General features: G+C 69.3%; 25 protein-coding genes. 11 read left to right on the plus strand and 14 right to left on the minus strand.

What is annotated here, in order from left to right:
• Positions 1–36: 36 nt before the first annotated feature.
• Genes IG04_RS0106490 through IG04_RS0106505 form a run of 4 tightly spaced genes read left to right on the plus strand, consistent with a single transcriptional unit; the run spans position 37 to position 2,052 of the window.
• Positions 37–957, plus strand: a complete 921-nt coding sequence (locus IG04_RS0106490; protein ID WP_030475621.1) for a TIGR01777 family oxidoreductase — start codon at positions 37–39, stop codon at positions 955–957.
• Between the two features lies 1 nt (position 958).
• Positions 959–1,210, plus strand: a complete 252-nt coding sequence (locus IG04_RS0106495) for an SH3-like domain-containing protein (RefSeq protein ID WP_030475622.1) — start codon at positions 959–961, stop codon at positions 1,208–1,210.
• On the plus strand, positions 1,203–1,469 hold the full coding sequence (locus IG04_RS0106500) for an SH3-like domain-containing protein (RefSeq protein ID WP_030475623.1): 267 nt from the start codon (positions 1,203–1,205) through the stop codon (positions 1,467–1,469). Before IG04_RS0106495 ends, IG04_RS0106500 begins: the two co-directional genes overlap by 8 nt.
• The gene (locus IG04_RS0106505; RefSeq protein ID WP_030475624.1) at positions 1,462–2,052 is read left to right on the plus strand and encodes a nitrile hydratase subunit alpha; all 591 of its coding nucleotides are present in this window, start codon (positions 1,462–1,464) and stop codon (positions 2,050–2,052) included. Before IG04_RS0106500 ends, IG04_RS0106505 begins: the two co-directional genes overlap by 8 nt.
• A gap of 1 nt (position 2,053) precedes the next feature.
• On the opposite strand, the gene IG04_RS0106510 is transcribed toward IG04_RS0106505, so the two are convergent.
• The 4 genes from IG04_RS0106510 to IG04_RS0106525 all read right to left on the minus strand — a co-directional run bounded on the left by IG04_RS0106510 (position 2,054) and on the right by IG04_RS0106525 (position 6,699).
• Positions 2,054–3,283, minus strand: coding sequence for an MFS transporter (locus IG04_RS0106510; RefSeq protein ID WP_030475625.1), 1,230 nt, complete (start codon positions 3,281–3,283; stop codon positions 2,054–2,056).
• Between the two features lie 56 nt (positions 3,284–3,339).
• A complete protein-coding gene (locus IG04_RS0106515) occupies positions 3,340–3,801 on the minus strand; it encodes a DoxX family protein (RefSeq protein WP_143027920.1) in 462 nt (153 codons plus the stop codon).
• A gap of 58 nt (positions 3,802–3,859) precedes the next feature.
• Positions 3,860–5,530 (minus strand): peroxidase family protein, encoded by a 1,671-nt coding sequence (locus IG04_RS0106520; protein WP_030475627.1) that lies wholly within the window; start codon positions 5,528–5,530, stop codon positions 3,860–3,862.
• Positions 5,531–5,649: 119 nt separating this feature from the next.
• Entirely contained in the window at positions 5,650–6,699 is a 1,050-nt protein-coding gene (locus IG04_RS0106525) for a glycosyltransferase (protein WP_159460503.1), read from the minus strand.
• Positions 6,700–6,742: 43 nt separating this feature from the next.
• On the opposite strand from IG04_RS0106525, the gene IG04_RS47100 reads away from it, so the two are divergent.
• Complete coding sequence (locus tag IG04_RS47100; RefSeq protein ID WP_063758217.1) at positions 6,743–7,066, plus strand: STAS domain-containing protein; 324 nt, start codon at positions 6,743–6,745, stop codon at positions 7,064–7,066.
• Here the strand turns inward: IG04_RS47100 and IG04_RS0106535 are convergent.
• On the minus strand, positions 7,063–7,614 hold the full coding sequence (locus tag IG04_RS0106535) for a chorismate mutase (protein ID WP_030475630.1): 552 nt from the start codon (positions 7,612–7,614) through the stop codon (positions 7,063–7,065). The genes IG04_RS47100 and IG04_RS0106535 overlap by 4 nt on opposite strands.
• Before the next feature lie 9 nt (positions 7,615–7,623).
• Between IG04_RS0106535 and IG04_RS0106540 the strand changes: the two genes are divergently transcribed.
• A complete protein-coding gene (locus IG04_RS0106540; RefSeq protein ID WP_030475631.1) occupies positions 7,624–7,980 on the plus strand; it encodes an RNA-binding S4 domain-containing protein in 357 nt (118 codons plus the stop codon).
• Here IG04_RS0106540 and IG04_RS0106545 read toward each other — a convergent pair.
• The 5 genes from IG04_RS0106545 to IG04_RS0106565 all read right to left on the minus strand — a co-directional run bounded on the left by IG04_RS0106545 (position 7,969) and on the right by IG04_RS0106565 (position 13,161).
• The gene (locus tag IG04_RS0106545; protein ID WP_030475632.1) at positions 7,969–8,835 is read right to left on the minus strand and encodes an NAD-dependent protein deacetylase; all 867 of its coding nucleotides are present in this window, start codon (positions 8,833–8,835) and stop codon (positions 7,969–7,971) included. The genes IG04_RS0106540 and IG04_RS0106545 overlap by 12 nt on opposite strands.
• A gap of 1 nt (position 8,836) precedes the next feature.
• Complete coding sequence (locus IG04_RS0106550; RefSeq protein WP_248782518.1) at positions 8,837–10,513, minus strand: cellulase family glycosylhydrolase; 1,677 nt, start codon at positions 10,511–10,513, stop codon at positions 8,837–8,839.
• Between the two features lie 187 nt (positions 10,514–10,700).
• Positions 10,701–11,582, minus strand: coding sequence for a class A beta-lactamase (bla, locus tag IG04_RS0106555; RefSeq protein WP_030475634.1), 882 nt, complete (start codon positions 11,580–11,582; stop codon positions 10,701–10,703).
• A 63-nt stretch (positions 11,583–11,645) separates the two neighbouring features.
• Entirely contained in the window at positions 11,646–12,476 is an 831-nt protein-coding gene (locus IG04_RS0106560; protein WP_245816574.1) for a phosphatase PAP2 family protein, read from the minus strand.
• Positions 12,477–12,501: 25 nt separating this feature from the next.
• Positions 12,502–13,161, minus strand: a complete 660-nt coding sequence (locus tag IG04_RS0106565; protein ID WP_030475636.1) for a TetR/AcrR family transcriptional regulator — start codon at positions 13,159–13,161, stop codon at positions 12,502–12,504.
• Between the two features lie 79 nt (positions 13,162–13,240).
• Between IG04_RS0106565 and IG04_RS0106570 the strand changes: the two genes are divergently transcribed.
• On the plus strand, positions 13,241–14,257 hold the full coding sequence (locus tag IG04_RS0106570) for an MBL fold metallo-hydrolase (RefSeq protein ID WP_051769046.1): 1,017 nt from the start codon (positions 13,241–13,243) through the stop codon (positions 14,255–14,257).
• Positions 14,258–14,268: 11 nt separating this feature from the next.
• Positions 14,269–14,829, plus strand: coding sequence for an ester cyclase (locus tag IG04_RS46300; RefSeq protein WP_030475638.1), 561 nt, complete (start codon positions 14,269–14,271; stop codon positions 14,827–14,829).
• Here the strand turns inward: IG04_RS46300 and IG04_RS46305 are convergent.
• Together IG04_RS46305 and IG04_RS0106585 are read right to left on the minus strand one after the other, a co-directional pair.
• Positions 14,826–15,431, minus strand: a complete 606-nt coding sequence (locus IG04_RS46305) for a response regulator (protein WP_030475639.1) — start codon at positions 15,429–15,431, stop codon at positions 14,826–14,828. The genes IG04_RS46300 and IG04_RS46305 overlap by 4 nt on opposite strands.
• Positions 15,428–16,390 carry a sensor histidine kinase gene (locus tag IG04_RS0106585; RefSeq protein WP_036013945.1) on the minus strand — a complete coding sequence of 321 codons (963 nt, stop codon included), beginning with the start codon at positions 16,388–16,390 and terminating at the stop codon, positions 15,428–15,430. Before IG04_RS0106585 ends, IG04_RS46305 begins: the two co-directional genes overlap by 4 nt.
• Positions 16,391–16,501: 111 nt before the next feature.
• On the opposite strand from IG04_RS0106585, the gene IG04_RS0106590 reads away from it, so the two are divergent.
• The gene (locus tag IG04_RS0106590) at positions 16,502–16,990 is read left to right on the plus strand and encodes a GlcG/HbpS family heme-binding protein (protein WP_030475641.1); all 489 of its coding nucleotides are present in this window, start codon (positions 16,502–16,504) and stop codon (positions 16,988–16,990) included.
• Positions 16,991–17,016: 26 nt separating this feature from the next.
• On the opposite strand, the gene IG04_RS0106595 is transcribed toward IG04_RS0106590, so the two are convergent.
• Together IG04_RS0106595 and tnpA are read right to left on the minus strand one after the other, a co-directional pair.
• The gene (locus IG04_RS0106595; RefSeq protein WP_144065604.1) at positions 17,017–17,403 is read right to left on the minus strand and encodes a hypothetical protein; all 387 of its coding nucleotides are present in this window, start codon (positions 17,401–17,403) and stop codon (positions 17,017–17,019) included.
• A gap of 137 nt (positions 17,404–17,540) precedes the next feature.
• Positions 17,541–17,957 carry an IS200/IS605 family transposase gene (gene tnpA / locus IG04_RS0106600; protein WP_030475643.1) on the minus strand — a complete coding sequence of 139 codons (417 nt, stop codon included), beginning with the start codon at positions 17,955–17,957 and terminating at the stop codon, positions 17,541–17,543.
• A 25-nt stretch (positions 17,958–17,982) separates the two neighbouring features.
• On the opposite strand from tnpA, the gene IG04_RS0106605 reads away from it, so the two are divergent.
• Positions 17,983–19,218, plus strand: a complete 1,236-nt coding sequence (locus tag IG04_RS0106605) for an RNA-guided endonuclease InsQ/TnpB family protein (protein WP_030475644.1) — start codon at positions 17,983–17,985, stop codon at positions 19,216–19,218.
• A gap of 55 nt (positions 19,219–19,273) precedes the next feature.
• Positions 19,274–20,098: a class II glutamine amidotransferase gene (locus tag IG04_RS0106610; protein ID WP_030475645.1), complete on the plus strand. Its 825-nt coding sequence runs from the start codon at positions 19,274–19,276 to the stop codon at positions 20,096–20,098.
• Positions 20,099–20,146 lie beyond the last annotated feature (48 nt).

Genomic DNA, 20,146 nt, shown 5'->3' on the forward strand with positions numbered 1-20,146 from the left:
GGGGACTAGCGTCGGCCGCGAGGGGGACGAGACGACATGAAGATCGTGATTCCAGGCGGTACCGGGCAGGTCGGCGGCGTGCTGACCCGCGCGTTCAGGGCGGCGGGCCACGAGGTGGTGATCATCAGCCGCAGCGGGGGCATGCGCTGGGACGGCCACTCGCTCGGCAGGTGGGCCGACGAGATCGACGGCGCCGACGTCGTGGTCAACCTGGCCGGGCGGAGCGTGAGCTGCCGTTACACGGCCGAGAACCTGCAGCAGATGATGCGCTCGCGGGTGGACTCCGCGCGGGTCGTCGGCGAGGCCATCGCGAAGGCGGCCGACCCGCCCAAGGTGTGGCTGCAGATGAGCACCGCGACGATCTACGCGCACCGGTTCGACGCGGCGAACGACGAGGAGACCGGCGTCCTCGGCGGGCGCGAGCCGGACGTGCCGGGCTACTGGGCCTACAGCGTCGAGATCGCCAAGCGCTGGGAGGCCGAACTGGACGAGGCCGACACACCGGGCACCCGCAAGGTCGCGCTCCGAGCGGCGATGGTGATGAGCCCGGACAAGGGCGGTGTGTTCGACTACCTGTCGTGGCTGGCACGCCTCGGGCTGGGCGGGCCGGTAGCGGGCGGGCACCAGTACGTCTCGTGGATCCACGACGACGACTTCGTACGGGCGGTCGCGCTGCTGATCAGGGAACCGATCGCGGGCGCGGTCAACCTCGCGGCGCCGAACCCGGTGCCGCAGCGGGAGTTCATGCGCGAGCTCCGCGCGGCCTGGCGCGTGCCGGCAGGCCTGCCCGCGACGACCTGGATGGCCGAGATCGGGGCGTTCGCGATCCGCACCGACACCGAACTGCTCCTCAAGAGCCGCCGGGTCGTGCCGGGCAGACTCCAGCAGGCCGGATTCGAGTTCCACTTCCCGAACTGGCGGGAGGCGGCGCAGAATCTGGCTGAGCGCAGGAGGTGACATGCCGAGGATCAACGACGTCGGCGGCCAGGACGGCTTCGGGCCCGTGACCGAGGAGCTCGACGAGCCGCCCTTCCACGCGGACTGGGAAGCGCACGTGATGGCCATGAACAGGGCGCTGATCGGGCAGGGCGTCTACAACCTGGACGAGTTCCGGGACGCCGTCGAACGGACCATGTCACACGAGTCGTCGTACTACGAGAACTGGTTCCGCGCGATCCAGACGCTGCTGAAGGAGCGCGGCGTTGTCTGAGCGCTACCGCACCGGCGACCGCGTCCGCACGTCCACAATGGACCCGGATCACCACACCCGGCTGCCGCACTACGCACGCGGCCGTCGCGGCACGGTGATCGGTCACGACGGCGTTCATCCGCTGGCGGACCTGAGCGCGCAAGGAATCCAGCAGCCACAACAGGTGTACCTGGTGCGGTTCTCCGCACGCGAACTGTTCGGCCACGGCGACCACAGCGTGACGCTGTCCCTCTGGGAGGACTACCTCAGCGATGAGTGACGACCACGACGACTCCCCGATCGCCGCGCGCGTCCGGGAACTGGAAGCGATCCTCGAGGAGAAGGGCCTGCTGGACCCCCGCGAGCTGGACCAGGTGCTGGAGGCGTTCACGCACAAGGCCTCACCCGCCAACGGGTTCCGGGTCGCGGCACGAGCCTGGGTGGATCCCGCCTTCAGGGCACGCCTGCTGGAGAACGCGAACGAGGCGTTGCCCGAGCTCGGACTGTCCATGGGCGGCGGCCTGCAGGTACAGCAGCTGCACGTCGTCGAGAACACCGAGGACGTGCACAACGTCATCGTGTGCACGCTCTGCAGCTGCTACCCGCTCTCGCTGCTCGGACCGTCGCCCACCTGGTACAAGAGCACGGCGTACCGCTCGAAGGTGGTCAGCCACCCGCGTGAAGTGCTCGAGCAGTTCGGGCTCACGCTGCCGGAGACCACCAGGATCGAGGTGTGGGACGCGAACGCCGAGTCGCGGTACATGGTGTTGCCGCGCCGTCCCGAAGGTACCGAGAACCTCACCGAGGCCGAACTGGCGGCGAAGGTGACGCGCAACGGGCTGATCGGCACCGCGGCGGTGTGAGTCAGCGGACCGGCTCGACCGCGGGGTCGTTCACCAACGACCGCACGGACCGGGACGCGAGCATGCCCGCGGTCGCGAGCAGGTAGATCGCGGCGCACCCGAGCAGGGCCGCCGAGGTCCCGAACGCGTGCGACACCGGCCCGATGGCGATCTGGGCCAGCGGGATCGCCACGAACGACCCGAGCATGTCGTAGGAGTAGACGCGAGCGAGCCGGTCGGGCGGCACGTGGTGCTGCAGCGCCGTCTCCCACGCCACGCCGAACTGCTCCAGGCCCAGTCCGGACACGAACGAGGTGACCAGGAGCAGCCACGGCTCCGGGTGCAGGACCATCACCAGCGGCAGCAGCGCGAAGCACGCCACGCACGCCACCCCGAACAGCAGCTGCCGGCGCACTTTGATCCGCATCACGACGAACGCGCCGGCGACCATGCCCGCGGTCTGCGCGGCCAGGACCAGGCCCCACATCTCGCGCCCGAACGTCGTGTCCGCCAGCACCGGCCCGAGCACCATCACGCCGCCGACGAGGGCCGCGTTGACGAACGTGAAGGCGACGACCACGACCCAGACCCATTGGCGTGCCACGAACTCCGTCCAGCCGACCTTCAGGTCGGCCAGCGCCGACGGCTTGTGCGGGGCGGCGACATGGGCGGCGGGCACGCGCACGAACGCGAAGAACACGCCGGCCAGCGCGAACGACAGCGCGTCCACGGCGAGGCCCCAGCCGGGACCGGTGAACGCGATCAGCAGGCCGCCCAGCGCCGCGCCGCCGATGCGGGCGGAGTTCAAACCGAGGCGCAGCAGCGCGTTCGCCGGCAGGCGCAGCTCGACCGGTACGGTCTGCGGTACCAGCGCGGCGGAGGCCGGGAGCGAGAACGCGCTCGACATCCCGTTGATCGCCGACAGCACCACGAACCACGTGATCGACGCCGTCCCGGTCAGCACGAGCACGGCGATCACCGCCTGGCTGGCGAAGCTGACCGCGCACGACCCGGCGAGCACGAGCTGACGCGGCAGCCGGTCCGCGACCACGCCGCCCCACAGCAGGAACACCACGTTCGTGAGCGACCGCGCGGCGACGACGATGCCCAGCGACGTGATCGACGAGGTGAGGTCGAGGACGGCGAACGCCAGCGCGATCGGCGCCATCGCGTTGCCGGCGATGGTCGTGACGCGACCGGCCAGAAGCCAGCGGAAAGCAGGATGCGCCAAGGGCGCCAGTGAATCCCCCATAGCGAAAACCTATAACGGCGGGAGCCGCCCGACCCTGGGGATCGAACGGCTCCCGTTCATCGCACCCGCGGGTGCGATGAGGCGATGACCACCGCGGCGGCGACGGTCACCAGGTTCTTCAGGATGTACTGAGCTTCGAACGACGCCTGCAACGGACCCGACCACATCTCGCCGGGGAACAACACCAGCGGTGTCGACACCAGCACGGCATGACCGGCCAGCAGGGCCGCGCACAACCGTGGTGCGCGGAAGCTCAGCAGAACCAACGCGATCCCGATCTCACTGATCGCGGCACTCATTCTTGCCAGATCCCCGTGGATGATCCCGAACGTCAGCGCGGAGACCGTGCGTTCGACGAGGTCCTGGGCAGGGCTGCCACCGGGAAAGAGCTTCAGCACGCCGAACCAGAGGTACACGACCCCCAGTCCGATGCGCAGCAACGGAATTCCGGACTCCCGCGCAAAACGAGCCAGGCGTTCTCCGGTGCTTTCGCTGCGTGTGGTTTCTGGACTCGACATCGATCTCCCTCTCCTGTCTGACTGCCACCACCCAGTCAGACAGGACACGCGAGGAAGATCAGCTGATCGGGTCGCCCAGCGGGTTCAGCAGGTCGGCCTTGCCCTCGAAGGCGAACAGCAGCAGGTCGACCATGCGGAACGTGCTGGAGTCCGGGCCGAGGGTGGGCCGCCAGTACGGCGAGCGCACGATCGAGATCCGGCTGCCCTCCATCGCGCGGTGGAAGACCTCCGCGGTGATCCGGCCGCCGACCGGGCCCATCAGCCCGTTGCCGACCTCGGCCTCGCGCAGGATGTAGAACCACAACGGGGTGGCCGCGACCAGCTGCGCCTTCTGCTCCTCGGACAGGCCCTCGACGACCGCGCCGCCGTTGCCCACCAGGATCTGCTCTGCGGTGAGCGGCTCCACCCCGAACAGCTCGGCGATCTGCTGCCCGGTGGCGAGCTCCATCATCGAGGCCCTGGTGAGGTTGCGGAACGCGAGGTTGCGCTCGATCTCGCGGAACTGCGTGCCGCGCCCGCCGAACGTGCCGGCCGGCAGCTGCGTCAGCGGGTCGACCAGCAGCGTGTCGATCCGCTTGGTGACGTTGCCGCCACCGGACTCCGCGGGCGGCACCAGGTCGTCCCGCTCGGCCTCGGTGAAGTCGTAGAGCCGCCGGAAGTCCGCGATCCAGTTGCTGGGCAACGTGAAGACCGGGCCCCGGTTGACGTCGTCGAGGTCGGCCGGCGTGCCGGAGCTGGGATCGAAGTTGCCGCTCACCCCGGTGAAGGTGAACAGCGCGAACAGCGTCGCGATGCCACCGGGCCCGGCCGAGTTGAACACGCGGTTCCACTGGTACGCGCCGCGGACCTGGCTGTGCCCGAAGCGGTACGAGGCGACCGAGAACTCGATCGGCATGGTCGGCGAGTGGTCCCGGCACCGGCCGGGCACCTCGAAGAACCTGCGGCCGTTGGTGAAGACGTCGTCCACGATCGCCGGGTCGATGATCCTCGGCAGGTGGTCGGTCCTGAGCATCCACTGGTAGTGCCGCACCACGAGTTCCTTGGCTGCGCGGAACAGCCGCTCACCCGTGAGGCCGGTGAGCGCGAGCTCGTCGACCACCCGGTTGTGGAAGCGGATGAACGCGAGGTGCGTCTGCGCCACCACGAGGTTCTCGTCGTTGCGGGCGTCCGGGATCAGCGGCAGCCGCCGATCCGCCGCCGTGCCGGCCGTCCCACCGCGGCGCGGCAGGTCGAAGCCCTCGAACGGGACGTTGGTGCCCTCGTCCGGAAACGGCACCGGCGTGGTGGTGCCGACCTTGAGCTTCACGCCGTCCTGGGCGTAGAAGACCTGGTCGTCCTTGTCGCGCGGGCCGCGGCCGTAGACCGAGTCGAGGTCCAGCGCCGGTGACCGGCCCTGCGTCAGCTCGTCGAGGTTCACGTCCTGCCCGAGCTGCGACTCGGTGCGGTCCATGGTGAGGTCGTGGTCGACGAACTGACCGAGGTAGGTGAACCCCGCCGGAACGGCCGGATCCGCCGAGTCGGGCTGCGGAACGTCCGCGGTGACAGCGGTGGCGAGGGCGACCCGCGTCTCCTCGTCCGTTCGCGGCCCTTTCGGCCCCAGTCGCGAGAACCGGAACCGGCGCAGTTCCTCCGCTGTGGAGGGCTGACGCGTGATGGTCCCACCTCTGCCGTCGAATTCCAGTACACCTTCGCCCACGACGAAGAAACTGTCGCGCACGTGCCTTTTCATGTTCCCCCCTGTTTCCCCTCTTACAGGCGACCTGTTCTCCCCAACAAGCACCTGCCCCACCGCCAGTCTCCAGACGGACTAAATTTCCGTCGAAGCTTTTGGTCACACCCAAAATGTCGTCACACAGCGGATACGAGGTGGTCCGGAATATTCGTGAAAACCTCAAGATCGATTATTTGCGCGGCCAGGTTCTCAGCGGCGTCGTGATATTTCCTCGTGTTCAGCACGTGCTGGATCCGTTCAACCAGAACGGTGGCGGTCAGCCCTTTCACGTCCACCCGCACGCCCACGCCGAGATCTTGAATGCGGTCCGCGTTACGCGGCTGGTCGGCGAACAACGGCATCGCGACCATCGGCACGCCGGCGGTCAGCGCCTCCCGCACGCCGCTGTAGCCCGCGTGCGTCACGAACACCTTCGCGGTGCCCAGGAGCCGCTGCTGCGGGATCTCCGGTGCGAGGCGGACGTTCGGCGGGCGCGGGCCGGTCCACTCGCCGTGGCCGATCGCGACGACAGCGCGTGCCGAGACCTCACCCAGCGCCTCCACCAAGACGTGCGGCAGCGTGGACTCCGGCATCAGCCACTGGGCGTAGGTGCCGAACGAGGCGACGATCTCCGGTCCCTCCTCGTCCCCCTGCTCGATCGGCACGCGGAAGTGGTGCTGGGCCGGGTGCCACGACGCCGGGGTCAGGCCGGCGGTGAGGACCGGTTCGGTCGCGCCGACCTGGAACCTGGCGCGCACCTTGTCCACCAGCTCGTCGAGCAGCGGGATCTCCAGCGGCGCGAACGGGGCGATGTCGATCAGCGCGTGCGGGATGCCGAGCACCTCGGCGGCGATCTGGCCGCCGTACTCGCTGGTCTCGCGCACGATGACGTCCGGACGCCAGGTGCGGGCGAAGTCGAGGATGTTGGCGGCGGACGCGACCACGAGCGCGTCGGACCAGAGCGGCACCTTCAGCACGCCGTCACGTTCCGGGATCCACGGTGGCGGTGGCCCGAGGTCCGACGGCGCCGGGATGTCCGGCATCACGACGGTGTGCTCGAGGTGCGCCATCGCGGGCCCTGTCGCGATCACGGCCTCGTGGCCCCTCTGCCGGAACGCCCGCGCGAGCGGCACCATCGTCGGCATCAGGTGGGAGTGGATGGGCAAAGACGTCAGAAGAACGCGCACGAGAACCAGTTTCGCGGCGGGCACCACTGGGTACAGCTGCGAAATGCTCGAAGTCATGGTGACCGAGTCGTCGCCTGCCTCCACCCTCGTCACTGTCTCCGGTGAACTCGCCGGCTCCGGTTCGGAACGACTGCTCGCGCGGCTGGACCGTCTGCTCGACGACGGCCACCGCTACGTCGTGCTGGACCTGGCAGCCGTCACGTTCTGCGACTCCAGCGGGGTGAGTGCTCTCGTGCGCGGACATGCGCGTGCCTCGGCCGCGGCGGGCGGGTTGAAGCTCTCCGCCGCGTCGGAGCAGGTGACACGGGTGCTCGAACTGTCGGGCCTGGCCAGAATGCTCGGCCTGCAGTCCACAGTGGAGGCTTAGCCGCAGACCGTCCGCATCGCCTCGGCCAGCGCGTTCTCGTGCAACCGGTCGAGGCGGTGCAGCACCACCGCCGACCGTTCCGCGATGGTCGCGTGGACCTCGCACTTCAGCGACGGGCGGCGGAACTGTTCGGTGTCCTTGAGCTCGGCCAGGATCCCGGTCGTCAGCCGGTCGAGGACCGGCCGGACCTCGGTGGCGAGATCGGGCCGGTGCTGCGGGACTTCTTCTGGATGCTCGGTCCAGCGCGCGTAAAGGCCGCGCTGCACGAGCTTGTTCGCCTCGATCTGGGCGCGGAAGAACCGTGCCGCGTTCTCGGGGTCGAGGCGCAGTTCCACCGCCTTGGCCCGCACGCCGTCGAGCACCTGCTGTTCGCGCGCGGGATCGTCGATCGGTTGTGCCGTCCCGAACTTGGCCGCCGCCACCAGGTCCGCGACCTGGACGCGCTGCACGGCGAGGCCGGTGAGCTCACCGAGCGGGCCGACGGGGGTGAGTGACGCGGCGAGGGTCAGTGCGACCGCCAGAAGCCTCATGATCTCCGAGAGTGCCATGATGGCGGGGTGGAGTCCACGCGCATCGACCGCTGGCTGTGGGCGGTCCGGCTGACGAAGACCCGCCCGGACGCCTCTCAGGCGTGCAAGGGCGGCCACGTGCGCATCAACGACAAGCCCGCGAAGGCCTCGGCGACCGTGGCCGCCGGCGACCAGGTCCGCGTTCGTGTGAACGACAAGACCTGGACGGTCGACGTGGTGCGGGTGATCCAGAAACGCGTGGGCGCGGCGGACGCGGCCACCTGCTTCATCGACCGCACTCCCCCGCCACCGGTGGAGGCCCCGATCGCTCGGCGCGACCGGGGTGCGGGGCGTCCTACGAAGCGGGAACGGCGCGTGCTGGACCAGTTCCGGTCACAGCAATAGACCAGCCAGCTCCGTCAATGATTCTCCGAGCGGCAGGTCGACCCTCAGCGACGCGTGCGGATCACCTCGCGTCTCGCCCCGGTTGATGATCACGACCGGGATTCCGGCGGTGGCGGCCCGCCGCACGAACCTCAGCCCGGACATGACGGTCAGCGAGGAGCCGAGGACGAGCAGGGACCGTGCGCCGTCGACGAGCGAGTAGCACTGTTCGACGCGGGGGCGCGGCACGTTCTCGCCGAAGAACACGACGTCCGGCTTGAGGACGCCGCCGCACTCCACGCACGGGACGACCACGAAGTCCTTCACGGTCTCCTCTGGCAGGAAGACGTCACCGTCCGGGTTGATCTCGTCCGTCGTCGCGTGGAAGTCCGGGTTCGCCTCGCGCAGGCGGCGGTCGAGGTCGATGCGCGGCGAGAGCAGCCCGCAGTCCAGGCAGATCACGCGGTCGAGGCCGCCGTGCAGTTCCACGACGTCCGGCGAGCCCGCGGCCTGGTGCAGGCCGTCGACGTTCTGGGTGATGACGCCGGAGAGCAAGCCCGCGAGCCTGGTGACGGCGTGGTGGCCCGCGTTCGGCCGCGCGCGGGCGATGGTGCGCCAGCCGACGTGGCTGCGCGCCCAGTAGCGCTGCCGGCCGGCCTGGCTGGTGGTGAACTCCTCGTACGTCATCGGGGTGTGCTTGCGCAGCGAGCCGCCCTCGCCGCGGTAGTCGGGGATGCCGGACTCGGTGGAGAGGCCCGCGCCGCTGAGCACCAGCACCCCACCCTCCGCGACGATCGGCACGACGTCGGTGAGGGTGGTGGTGCGCGGCAGCGCCGGGCCCGGGTTCGACCAGCTCAGAGTGGGCCTAGTTCGCACTTCACCAGCTTACGTACCACTGTCGAATCTCGGCCTCGGCCGCCGCGACGTTGCCTGCCGACGGGGCCGTGACCAGCGCGAACTGCCTTCCCTGGCCGCTTCGCAGCAGCAGCTTGCCGCCCTCGGCGGACGAGGACGCCGAGCTGATCACCAACGGCGAGCGCAGGGACTCGGGCAGGTGGAGTTCGGTCGGCGCGGAGCCTCCGTTCGAGTCCCAGACGAGCACGGCGAACGGCGCCGAGCCGACGAGCGTGCGGACGGCGGGCAGCGGGATCTGCTGCCAGGTCTGGTAGGCGCGGTCCTCGTAGGCGAAGGCGAGCGTGGTGCCCGCGACGGCCTGCGGGTAGACGCGGTCGACGATCGCCCGGTCGACGTTGAGCACCGCGTTGCCTGCCTCGTCGAGCTTGACCGCCGAGAAGTGCTCGTCGTTCATGGCGTCGCCATCGGTCATGACCTTGCCGGGGTTGTCGTTCATCAGTTCGTGGTGACGGCCGTAGTTGGTGTCCCAGTGCCACTGGCTGCCCGAGATCACGCTGCCGCGCGGCGCCGACCACCAGCGCGCACCCGGCGCCGTCGAGTCGAGACCCTGGTAGATCGCCTTGAGCACGGACGGCATCTTGTCGGAGGTGAAGCCCGAGACGGGGTGGCCGAACTCGGAGACGATCGAGGTGGTGCCGAGTGCCCTCGCGCGGTCGCGGATCGTGCCGAACGCCTGGGTGTACTCGCCGTCCGCCGCCTTGCCCGGCATGAGGACCCCCGACTGCGCCTTGCCGTCGTAGAAGTGCGAGTTGAACACGAACCGTTCGCCGAGGGCGGGCACGAGCGTGAGGCCGCCGGGTTCGGCGAAGAAGTCGACGTTCTGGTTCCAGAACACCAGCGGTTCCACGAACGCGGGCTTGGCCGTCCAGCCCGCCTCGTCCATCTCCGCGCGGAACCGGTGGTAGAACGGCATCAGCAGGTCGCGCTCCCACGTCTGCGAGGTCTGACCGGCGTCGTACTTGCCGGCGTACGGCTCGTTCAGCGGGTCGACACCGACGACGAGCTTGAACTCGTTGGCGGGCAAGGCTTCCCTGACGTGCCTGAGTGCCTCGCCGGCCGCGTCGACGAACGAGTCCCGCACACCGTCGCGGTTGTGCCAGAAGTCGTACGTGGCGGCGGTGACGGCGTTGTTGTTCTTCATGTTCTGGCCCCAGTGGAAGCAGAGGCCGCACGACTCCTTGGGGTACCCGCTCGCCGCCCACGCCGGTGCGCCGTCGCCGGTGTACCAGCTGTCCTTGTTGAACAGGTGGCGTGAGTAGAGGTCCTGGTGGAAGTCGAGGTAGACGCGGATGCCGAGGCCGGTGAAGGCGCGCAGCTGCGCCGTCACGCCGTCGAGGTAGGCGTGGTCGATCTGGCCGCGCTGCGGTTCGATCCACGCCCAGGTCAGCAGGAACCGCACCGCGTTCGCGCCGGTCAGCTGCTTCATGGCCTGCGCGGACCTGCGCGCGTCCGCGGTGTTCGCGAACGGGAGCCCGCGGTACTCCGCGAGTTTCGCCGTGCCGGAGACGTTGAAGCCGCGCAACACCACCTCGCGGCCGTGTTCGTCGCGGAAGACCCCGCCGGACACCCGCAGCTCGGAGCCGTCGAACGACTCCGCCCGCACGGGTGTGACCGCCAGGGAGAGAAGGAAGAGGACCACCAGGAGAACCGCTCGCCGCATCGCCGCCGCCTTTGGAACGTGAACGAGATTCGCATTGCGACCGTAGCCGGTGAACGCGCGTTCGACCAGCGTTCGACGATCAGCCCTCGTCGTTCGACGGCATCAGAACGGCCTGGAGCAGCTCACGGGGAACTGCTCCAGGCCGCTCTTCGAGCCGTGGGTGCGGTCAGCTGAACGTCGCCGCGACGAGCTCCGCCGTCTTGGCGAGCAGCGGTTCGTCGGCGCCGCCGGTCGGCTCGTCCTTCCTGGTCGACAGGACGGCGATCACGATCGGCGCGCGGCCGGCCGGGAACGCGATGCCGACGTCGTTGGTGGTGCCATAGCTGCCGGTGCCGGTCTTGTCGCCCCAGCGCCACGCCGACGGCAGCCCGGCGCGGATGCGGTTGCCGCCGGTCGTGTTGGCCAGCAACCACTTCGTGAGCTGGTCGGAGTCGTTCGAGTTGAGCGCGTGGCCCAGCGTCAGGCGCGCGTAGCTCTGGCCGATGGCGCGCGGTGACGTCGTGTCGGTGATGCGGCCGGGTTCCGCCGAGTTCAGCTCCGGCTCCCAGCGATCGAGGCGCGTGACCGGGTCGCCGATGGAACGGCTGAAGCGGCTGATCGCCGTGGGGCCGCCGAGTTCCCTGAGCAGCAGGTTGGCCGCACAGTTGTCGCTGTAGGTGATGGTCGCCTCGCACAGGGCCGAGACGGTCATGCCGTTCGCGAGGTTCTCCGGCTTGCCGGTCTCCGGGCCCCAGCCCGACTTGTCCACATCGGACTGCGTGTAGGTGATCACCTTGCCCAGCAACGTCCCGTCGCGGTCCTTGCGCAGGATCGCCGCCGCCGCAATGGTCTTGAAAGTCGAGCACATCGGGAAGATCTCGTCCGCGCGGTGCAGCACCGTGCGACCGGTGCCGGTGTCCGTGGCGAACAAGCCGAGGCGCGCGTTGTGCCGCTTCTCCAGTTCACGCAGCTTGCCGGTGACCGTCGAGGCCTGCGCCGCGGCGGGCACGGCCACGGCCAGCGCCGCTCCGGCGCCCAATGTCAGCGCGGCACGTCGGTTGAAACTCAACGTCCTGTCCCCTCCTCTGGAAACCTCTCCACCAGACAGGACGCGCGAGAGATCAACTGGTTGTCACGCGATCCGGCGCCAGCACGCGAGGTACGTGAGCGCGGCGATCAGCGACCCGGCCGTCGCGAACGTGCCCGCGCCCAGGTAGATCACCCACTCGTCCGCGTTCAGACCCTCGTTCGCCAGCGAGAACCCCCACAGGATCCCGCCCAGGGCCAGTGTTGCGGCGGCGACGAACGACCAGAACACCACCAGGACCACCCGTCCGGCTCGGCGCGGTCCCGTGTAGGGCTGCAGGGAACCCTTGCGCTGCAACCACCACGCGGCGAGGGCCGCGACGGCGAGCGCGATGCCGTCGGCGGCGAGGGTGTCGCTCAGGCGGTGCCACTTCGCGGTCAGCGTGTACTGGCCGATCGCGGTGGCCCACGGCAGCACGAAGAACAGCATCACGCCACGCCACTTCCACGGCACCACGATGATCGCCGCGAACAACACGGTCATCGCGATCGTCGTGTGTCCACTCGGGAGGCTGTTGTGCGCGTAGTCGCCGGTCACCTCGACGAGCTCCGGACGCGGCAGGACGAACCGTTTGAGCGCCTGCACGACGACCTGGCCCACGACGATCACGCCGACCGCCGCAACGGTGAGGTCCCAGCGCTTCCTGAGCACGCCGACCAGGGCGACCGCCACCACCGCCGCAGCCAGCGAGTAGACGGTGATCTGGCCGAGCGCGTCCCAGGCGGCGTCCGATTCGGTGACGTTGTCCTGGTCGGCGCCGCGCAGGGCCGCGTTCTCGATGGTCTGGCCGGCCTTCGTCAGCACCGCGAGGACGTACACGACCGCCGCGAAGACGAACCCCGCCGCCGCGACCACGGGCCACCGTCGATGGTTCACGCGGCGAAGTCTGCCGCCATTCGGCCTAACGCGCAGTCTGAAGATCAATACGCGTCAGCACGGCCGTGACCGCGAGGTCCACCGTGTACTCGAACTCGGCCTCGCGGTCGAACTCCGCCAGGTGCGGTGCCGTCCGCACCACCGCGGGCAACCCCGAGGCCTGGAGTGCTCCGCGGCGTGCGCCGTCGGCGCCGCCGAACGTCGGCGCCGCCGACACCTCGCGCAGCAACGTGCCGATCAGTGTCGCGAGCAGCATCCGCAGCAGGTGCACGGATTCCTGGGCCGAGGCGCCCGCTGCCAGCAGCACCTCCAGCACCGCGTCCACCGGAGCGAGGCCCTCCAGCGACGAGAGCTGGCGGGTGAGCACGAGTGGCGCGGCTCCCGGATGGGCCAGCGCACGAGCCCGGAACGCCTGCGCGATCGCACGCAGGTCGCGGCACGCGTCACCGGTGGGCTCCGGCAGGACCAGGCCGCCCAGCAGATGCTCGGCCACCGCGTCGAGCAGCCCGTCCTTGCCGTCCACGTGGTTGTAGAGGCTCTTCGCGTCGACCCCGATCGCCCGCGCGACCGACCGCATGCCCACGCCCGCCACGCCTTCGGCGTCGATGACCTGCAGCGTCGCCGCGACGATCGACTCGCGGGACAGCAGCGGCGTGCGCGGACGGCCTCGGCGCGGTTCAGTCACGCGGCCATTGTGCCTTGCGGATATCCACAGCGTGGGTTTAACCTCGAATTAACCCACAGCGTGGGTATTGGAGGGGACGATGAGCTTCACCCGGATCGACACGCTCGACCACATGGATGTCGAGGGCGGGCCTGGCGCGCGGCTGCGCGTCGCCCGTGAGCGGGGCGAGGCGTTCCGGCGGGAGTTCGCCACGACCGGCACGCCGGACAGCATCGTCACGCGTGACCTGGTGACGCTGCCGTATCCCACGCGGTTCGGCCTGTTCAGGGCCTCGCGGGCGATCGCGCCGTTCCTGTCGATCACGAACCGGATGCTGGTGATCCGCTGGCACGACGACGGCCGCGAGCGCATCCTGCTGTTCGAGCCGAGCGACCACGAGTACGGCCGGTACACGCCGTACTTCGAGGACCTGTCCGGACGGACGCCGGACGTGATCGAGCGGCGCATGGTCAAGGTCCACGGCACCGTGCCCGGCCACCTGGAACGGCTCGGCATCGCACCCGAGGACGTCGACTACCTGATGTTCGACCACCTGCACACCCAGGACCTGCGGCGCTGGATCGGCGCCACGCCGTACTTCCCGAACGCCAAGGTGATCGTGCAACGCGACGAACTGGCGGCCCTGAGCGAACTGCACCCGTTGCAGAAGCCCTGGTACCAGCCGGCGACCTACCGCGACCTGCCGGCGGAGGCGTTCCTGCCGATCGACGGCTCGGTCGTGCTCGGCCCCGGCGTCGCGGTGGTCAAGACGCCGGGTCACGTGTTCGGCAACCAGAGCCTCGTGGTCAACACCTCGACCGGCATCTGGGTGAGCAGCGAGAACGTGATCGCCGCCGAGGCGCTGACGCCCGAGCACTCGAAGCTGCCCGGCCTCGCGTCGTGGACGCGCCGGTGGCAGCAGGAGGTCGTGCTCAACGCGAACACCGTCGAGACCACCGCCGACCAGTACAACTCGATCATCCTGGAGAAGACGCTCGCCGACCGCAGCCAGGCCGACCCGCGGTTCCTGCAGTTCTTCCCTTCCAGCGAACTCACCGGCGCCTGGACCAACCCCGGCACCAGGCCCACGTTCAGCCACGGCCAGATCGTCCACTGAGGAGCTCAGCGATGCCCGACCGCTTCACCCTGCCGTCCGAGGAAGTCCTGCGGGCCCGCGAAAAGCTCGTGCTCGACCACTTCCGCGACGAGGTGGCGCACGACTGGGACGCCACGCTCTCGACGTTCCCGCACCCGCACTACGAGGTCATCGCCCAGATGGTCGTGCACGACGGCGACAGCGCCGTCCGCCAGTACTACACCGACACGCGCGTGGCGTTCCCCGACCAGCACCACGAGCTGATCTCGTTCCGGCACAGCGTCGACGCCGTGATCGTGGAGTTCTGGCTGATCGGCACGCACCTCGGGCCGTTGGGCAAGATCCCGGCGACCGGTGGCAAGCACCGCACGCGCATGAACGCGTACTTCATCTTCGACGCCGACGAGAACCTGGTCACCGAGCGGATCTACTTCGACCAGCTGTCCGTGCTCAAGCAGGTGATCGGCGGCATCGACCGGCGCAAGCCGAGCGGGCTGCGCAAGCTGCTGCAGGTGTTGCGCGGGATGCTCGCGATGTCGGGCAGCCAGCCGGATCAGCGGCTCACCCGCACGACGCCGCCGTCGCTGGACTAGAGCCGGATCAGCTTGCGTTCCACGGCGGTCGTCACGGCCGCCGTCCGCGTCTCCACGCCGAGCTTCACGAAGATCCGCACCAGATGGGTCTTCACGGTGGCCTGGCTGATGAACAGCGCCTTCGCGATCTCCTTGTTCGCGAGGCCCTTGGCGAGGTTCTGAAGGATCTGGATCTCGCGTTTGCTGAGCTTCGGCGCGGGGTCGCGGACCTGGCCCAGCAGCCGTTGCGCGATGTCCGGGGAGAGCACGGTCTGGCCCGTCGACGCCGTGTGCACGGCCTTGGCCAGGTCTTCGGGGTCGCAGCCCTTGAGCAGGTAGCCGATGGCACCCGCTTCGACGGCGCGCACGATGTCGGCGTCCGCGTCGTAGGTCGTCAGGATCACGACCTGCGGGCCGTTGTCCATGGCACGGATCTGCCTGGTGGCCTCCACACCGTCGATTCCCTTGCCCAGCTGGAGATCCATCAGCACGACGTCCACCGTGGACGCCTTGGTCAGGGACTCCTCGCCGGTCGCGGCCTCGATCACCTCGAAGTCGCGCGACAACAACCCGACCAGCCCGAACCGGACCACCGGGTGATCGTCGACCACCAGCACCCTCATGGCGTCGGCACCGTCACGGCCACCGCGGTTCCCTCCCCCGGCGCGCTCTCCACGGACACGGTGCCACCCAGCTCGGTGATGCGCCCGCGGATGGACGCCAGGCCGTAGCCGCGGCCCTCCTCCGGCTTCACCTCCTCCGGGTCGAACCCGCGGCCGTCGTCCACGACGTCCATCGTCACCGCGTCTCCCAGGTACGACAGCGTGATCGCCACCCGCCCGGCGCCCGAGTGCTCGAAGACGTTGGCCACGGCACCCTGCGCGACCCGCAGCAGCGCCACCTCGGTCTGCACGCTCAGGGCGTACGGGTCGCCGTCCACCTCCACGTGCGGGACCAGCCGGTGCAGCGCGTCGACCAGCGTGCCGTGGATCGGCGTCAGGTCGCGCACGAACCGCCGCGCCTCGCCCAGGTTCTCGCGTGCGACCTCGGCGGCTCTCCTGGTTTCGCCCAGGGAGAGCAGCAGGTTGATGCTGGAGAAGCCCTGGGCCAGGGTGTCGTGGATCTCGCGGGCGAGGCGTTGGCGTTCCTCCAGCACCCCGGCCTCGTGCAGCAGGCGGGCGCGGTCGAAGAACACCGCCGCCGTCAGCACCGCGACGCCCACCGGACCGAGCACCAGCGACCAGTCGAACGTCGTGGCCAGCCTGATCTGGGCCAGCACCACTGCTGCCGTCAGCACGGCCGCGATCGGCAGCGCCACTCGTGGCCTGAGCTGGCGCAGGCACTGGAAGAACAATGGGATCGCGCACCAGCCGAAGCTCGGCGCGAGCCACACCAGCACCAGCCACACGGAGAGCACGACCGGCAACGCCCGCGTCCACCGCACGCCCGCGGGATAGAGCGCGCCGAGAGCGAGAGCGAGGCCGAGCACGACCAGGTCGGCACCGTGGTACGCGACGTACCGCGCCGCCGACGCCGTCAACAGCACGTAGAAACCCGCATGCATCGCCCTGTGCAGCCACACCTCGGCGACATTAGGCGACTCGGCAGGTCTGGCGGGTCAACCAATGGGTTGAACCGAGGTTCGACCATCACCACCATGGCACGCAGCCCTGAACAGGGAACCGTAGTAGCCATGGACCTCAAGAAGATCGCAATCGCCACCCTCGTCGTGCTGAGCATCGGCGGCGGCTACGCGGCAGCCGACCAGCACACCACCACCCGCACGGAGAAGGTGCTGACCATCGACGCGGCAATCAAGGCCGCGCAGGCCACGCTCGACGCCGCCGAGAAGGAGAACCAGCGCGTCACGGTCGCCGTCGTGGACCGCAGCGGCGACGTCGTGGTGCTGCTCGCCGGCGACGGCGCGGGCCCGCAGACCGAGGAGTCGGCGCGCCGCAAGGCGTTCACCGCGGTGTCGTTCAACGCCCCGACCTCGGAACTCGCCGGCCGTGTCACGGGCCAGGGCGCGACGCTGCGGGACATCCCCGGCACGTTGTTCCTGGGTGGCGGCGTGCCGGTGGCGATCGACGGCACGTCCGTCGCGGGCATCGGCGTCGGCGGCGCGCCCAGCGGCGACCTGGACGAGAAGTACGCGAAGGCCGGCCTCGCGACCCTGAAGTGAGCTTCTCGGGAACCGAACGGCGCCGGTCAGCGGCGCCGGTCGGTCGCGCCCCAGCCGGGCGGAGCGATCCGCTCGGTCGCCTCGGGGTCGATGGCGTGCCGGGCCACGTGCCGGCCGGGCTTCGGCTTCCGGCCCATCAGCATGAGCACGACGGCCACGATCAGGCCGATGGTGGCGAGACCGGCGGCGACGGCGCGGGCGGCCGGGTGTTCGAGGATCAGGGTGCTGATCGTCAGGGCGAGCACGAGCGCGGCGATCGGGCCGATGACGGCGAGGTCGGAGCGGTCCTCGGCTTCCGGGGCGGGCTCGGCCTGCACCGGCACCTGCGCGACGGGCGCGTACACCTCGATCGTCTCGAAGTTCCCGCGCGGCTGTTCGTAGGGCGGGGGCCGTAAGCCGGGAGGGACCGTCACCTCAGCCATGCTGCCCGAGGAGGGCGCGTCGCCGCAAACCTCCCGTTCCGGTCTGCTACCGGTAGTGCGGGCTAGTGCGCCGGGCTTCAGCCCGGTGGTGAAGGCCCGCGTGGGCGGCCGGTACGGCCGAGCGTGTCCTAGACCGGCCGGTTCTGCTGTTCGATGTACTGGTGCAGCACGCTGATCGGCGCACCTCCGACCGAACCGGCGAAGTACGACCCGGACCAGAGTCGTTGTGCCCGCCAGTAGTGGCGGGTCAGTTCGGGGAATTCCTGGCGCATCCTGCGGGAGGAGACGCCCTTGAGGCTGTTGACCAGCTTCGAGATCGCGACCTTGGGCGGGAAGCTCACCAGCAGGTGTACGTGATTGTTTTCGCCGTTGAACTCGACCAGCTCGGTCTCGAAGTCGGCGCAGACCGCCCGCATGATCTCTTCCAGCCGCGTCAGATGCCGGTTGCTGAACACCTTGTGCCGGTACTTCGTCACGAAGACCAAGTGCGCGTGAAGCGCAGAAACGCAATGCCGGCCAGTGCGAACATCAGCCAGATCTGCCATGAAACCAACCGTATAGGATCGGGTTGTGCAGCTTCGGTACAACTTCCGCGTCTATCCGGCGCCGGGCCAGCGGGACGCGCTGGCGCGGGCGTTCGGGTGTGCGCGGGTGGTGTTCAACGATGCGCTGCGCGCACGCCAGACCGCCCGTGAGAACGGCCGGCCATACCTGTCGGACGGAGAACTGTCCAAGCAGGTCATCACCCTGGCCAAGGCGACGCCGCAACGGGAGTGGCTGGGTGAGGTGTCGGCGGTGGTGTTGCAGCAGGCACTGGCGGATCTGAACACCGCGTACCGCAACTTCTTCGCCTCAGTCACGGGTAAACGCAAGGGCCGCAAGGTCGCCCCGCCCCGGTTCCGGTCCCGCAAGGACAACCGGCAGACTGTCCGGTTCACCCGCAATGCCCGGTTCGCGGTGCTGGGTAACCGACGGTTGCGGTTGCCGAAGATCGGTGACCTCGACGTGCGCTGGTCGCGTGAGCTGCCCGCTGAACCGTCCTCGGTGACGATCGCGAAGGACGCGGCAGGCCGGTACTTCGCCTCGTTCGTCGTCACGACGGGGCGGGACGAGGCACTGCCGACGGCCGAGTCCGAGGTCGGTATCGATCTGGGCCTGACGCATTTCGCGGTGCTCTCGGACGGTACAAAGGTGGCCGCGCCGAGGTTCCTGCGCCAGGCGGCACGCAGGCTGGCGCGGTTGCAGAAGTCGCTGAGCCGCAAGGTCAAGGGCTCGAACAACCGCAAGAAAGCCGTCGTCAAGGTTGCCCGCGCGCACGCGAAGGTGGCCGACAGGCGACGGGACTGGCAGCACAAGCTGTCCACGGCGATCATCCGCGACAACCAAGCGGTCTACGTCGAGGACCTGTGCGTGGCTGGTCTCGGTCGCACCAGGCTCGCGAAGTCCGTGCACGACGCCGGGTGGGCCGGTTTCACCGGCATGCTGCAGTACAAGGCGGACCGGTACGGACGTGTCTTCGCCCGGATCGACCGATGGCTGCCGACCTCGCAAACCTGTTCGGAGTGCGGGCGGATCGACGGGCCGAAACCGCTGTCCGTGCGGTCGTGGACGTGCCCGTGCGGCAGCGTCCACGACCGGGACATCAACGCCGCCAGGAACGTGTTGGCCGCCGGGCAGGCGGACAACTCAAACGACCGTGGAGCGCAGGTAAGAGCAGCACCCGTGCTGGCACCGCGCCGCGAAGCGGTAACCCACTCAGACGCCGCGCCGTCCACGCGCAGCGTGGAGAGAATCTCCACCCATTAGGACGGAGAGGATGTCAAGTGTTCCCCTGTAGCACTGGGTGTTCAGGAGGTTCGACATGTGCAGGTGGCTCGCGTATTCCGGTTCGCCGGTCCTGCTGGAGGAGTTGCTCTACGCGCCCGAGAACTCGCTCGTCATGCAGTCGAAGCACGCCCGGCTGGGCGCGACCGCCGTGAACGGTGACGGGTTCGGCATCGGCTGGTACGGCAGCACGAGCGCGCCCGGTCTCTTCCTGAGCACCGAACCGGCGTGGAACGACCGCAACCTGCGCGAACTCTCCGCGCAGATCACCGCCGACCGGGTGTTCGCGCACGTGCGGGCCTCCACGGGCGGAGCGGTGCAGCGGTCGAACTGCCACCCGTTCCGGCACGGGAGCTGGTTGTGGATGCACAACGGGCTCATCGCGAAGTTCCCGCTGGTGCGGCGCGAGCTGATGCTGGCGATCGACCCCGTGCTGTTCCCGCTGATCGAGGGGTCGACGGACTCGGAGATCATGTTCTACCTCGCCGTCAGTTTCGGGCTGGAGCAGGACCCGCCGGCCGGGGTGGCGCGCATGGTCGAGTTCGTCGAGGACGTCGGCCGGCGGGCGGGCGTGGAGTACCCGGTCCAGATGACGGTCGCGGTCACGGACGGCTCGACGACCTGGGCGTTCCGGTACTCGAGCCGGGGCAAGTCGCGGTCGTTGTTCCACAGCACCGACGTGTCGACGCTGCGCCGCCAGTACCCGGACAACCCGGCGCTGCACGACCTCACCGACGACTCGCGGCTGATCGTGTCCGAGCCGCTGGGCGATCTGGTCGGGGCGTGGCAGGAGGTGCCGGAGTCGACGTGCGTGGTGGTCAGGACCGGCGTCGAGGAGGAACTGCTGCCCTTCAAGCCATGAATCGTCAGGGAACCGTCAGGCGCATCGCCGCTACCGTCTGAGGCGGCC

It is taken from the genome of Lentzea albidocapillata (genome assembly GCF_000719115.1).
GTDB lineage: Bacteria > Actinomycetota > Actinomycetes > Mycobacteriales > Pseudonocardiaceae > Lentzea > Lentzea albidocapillata.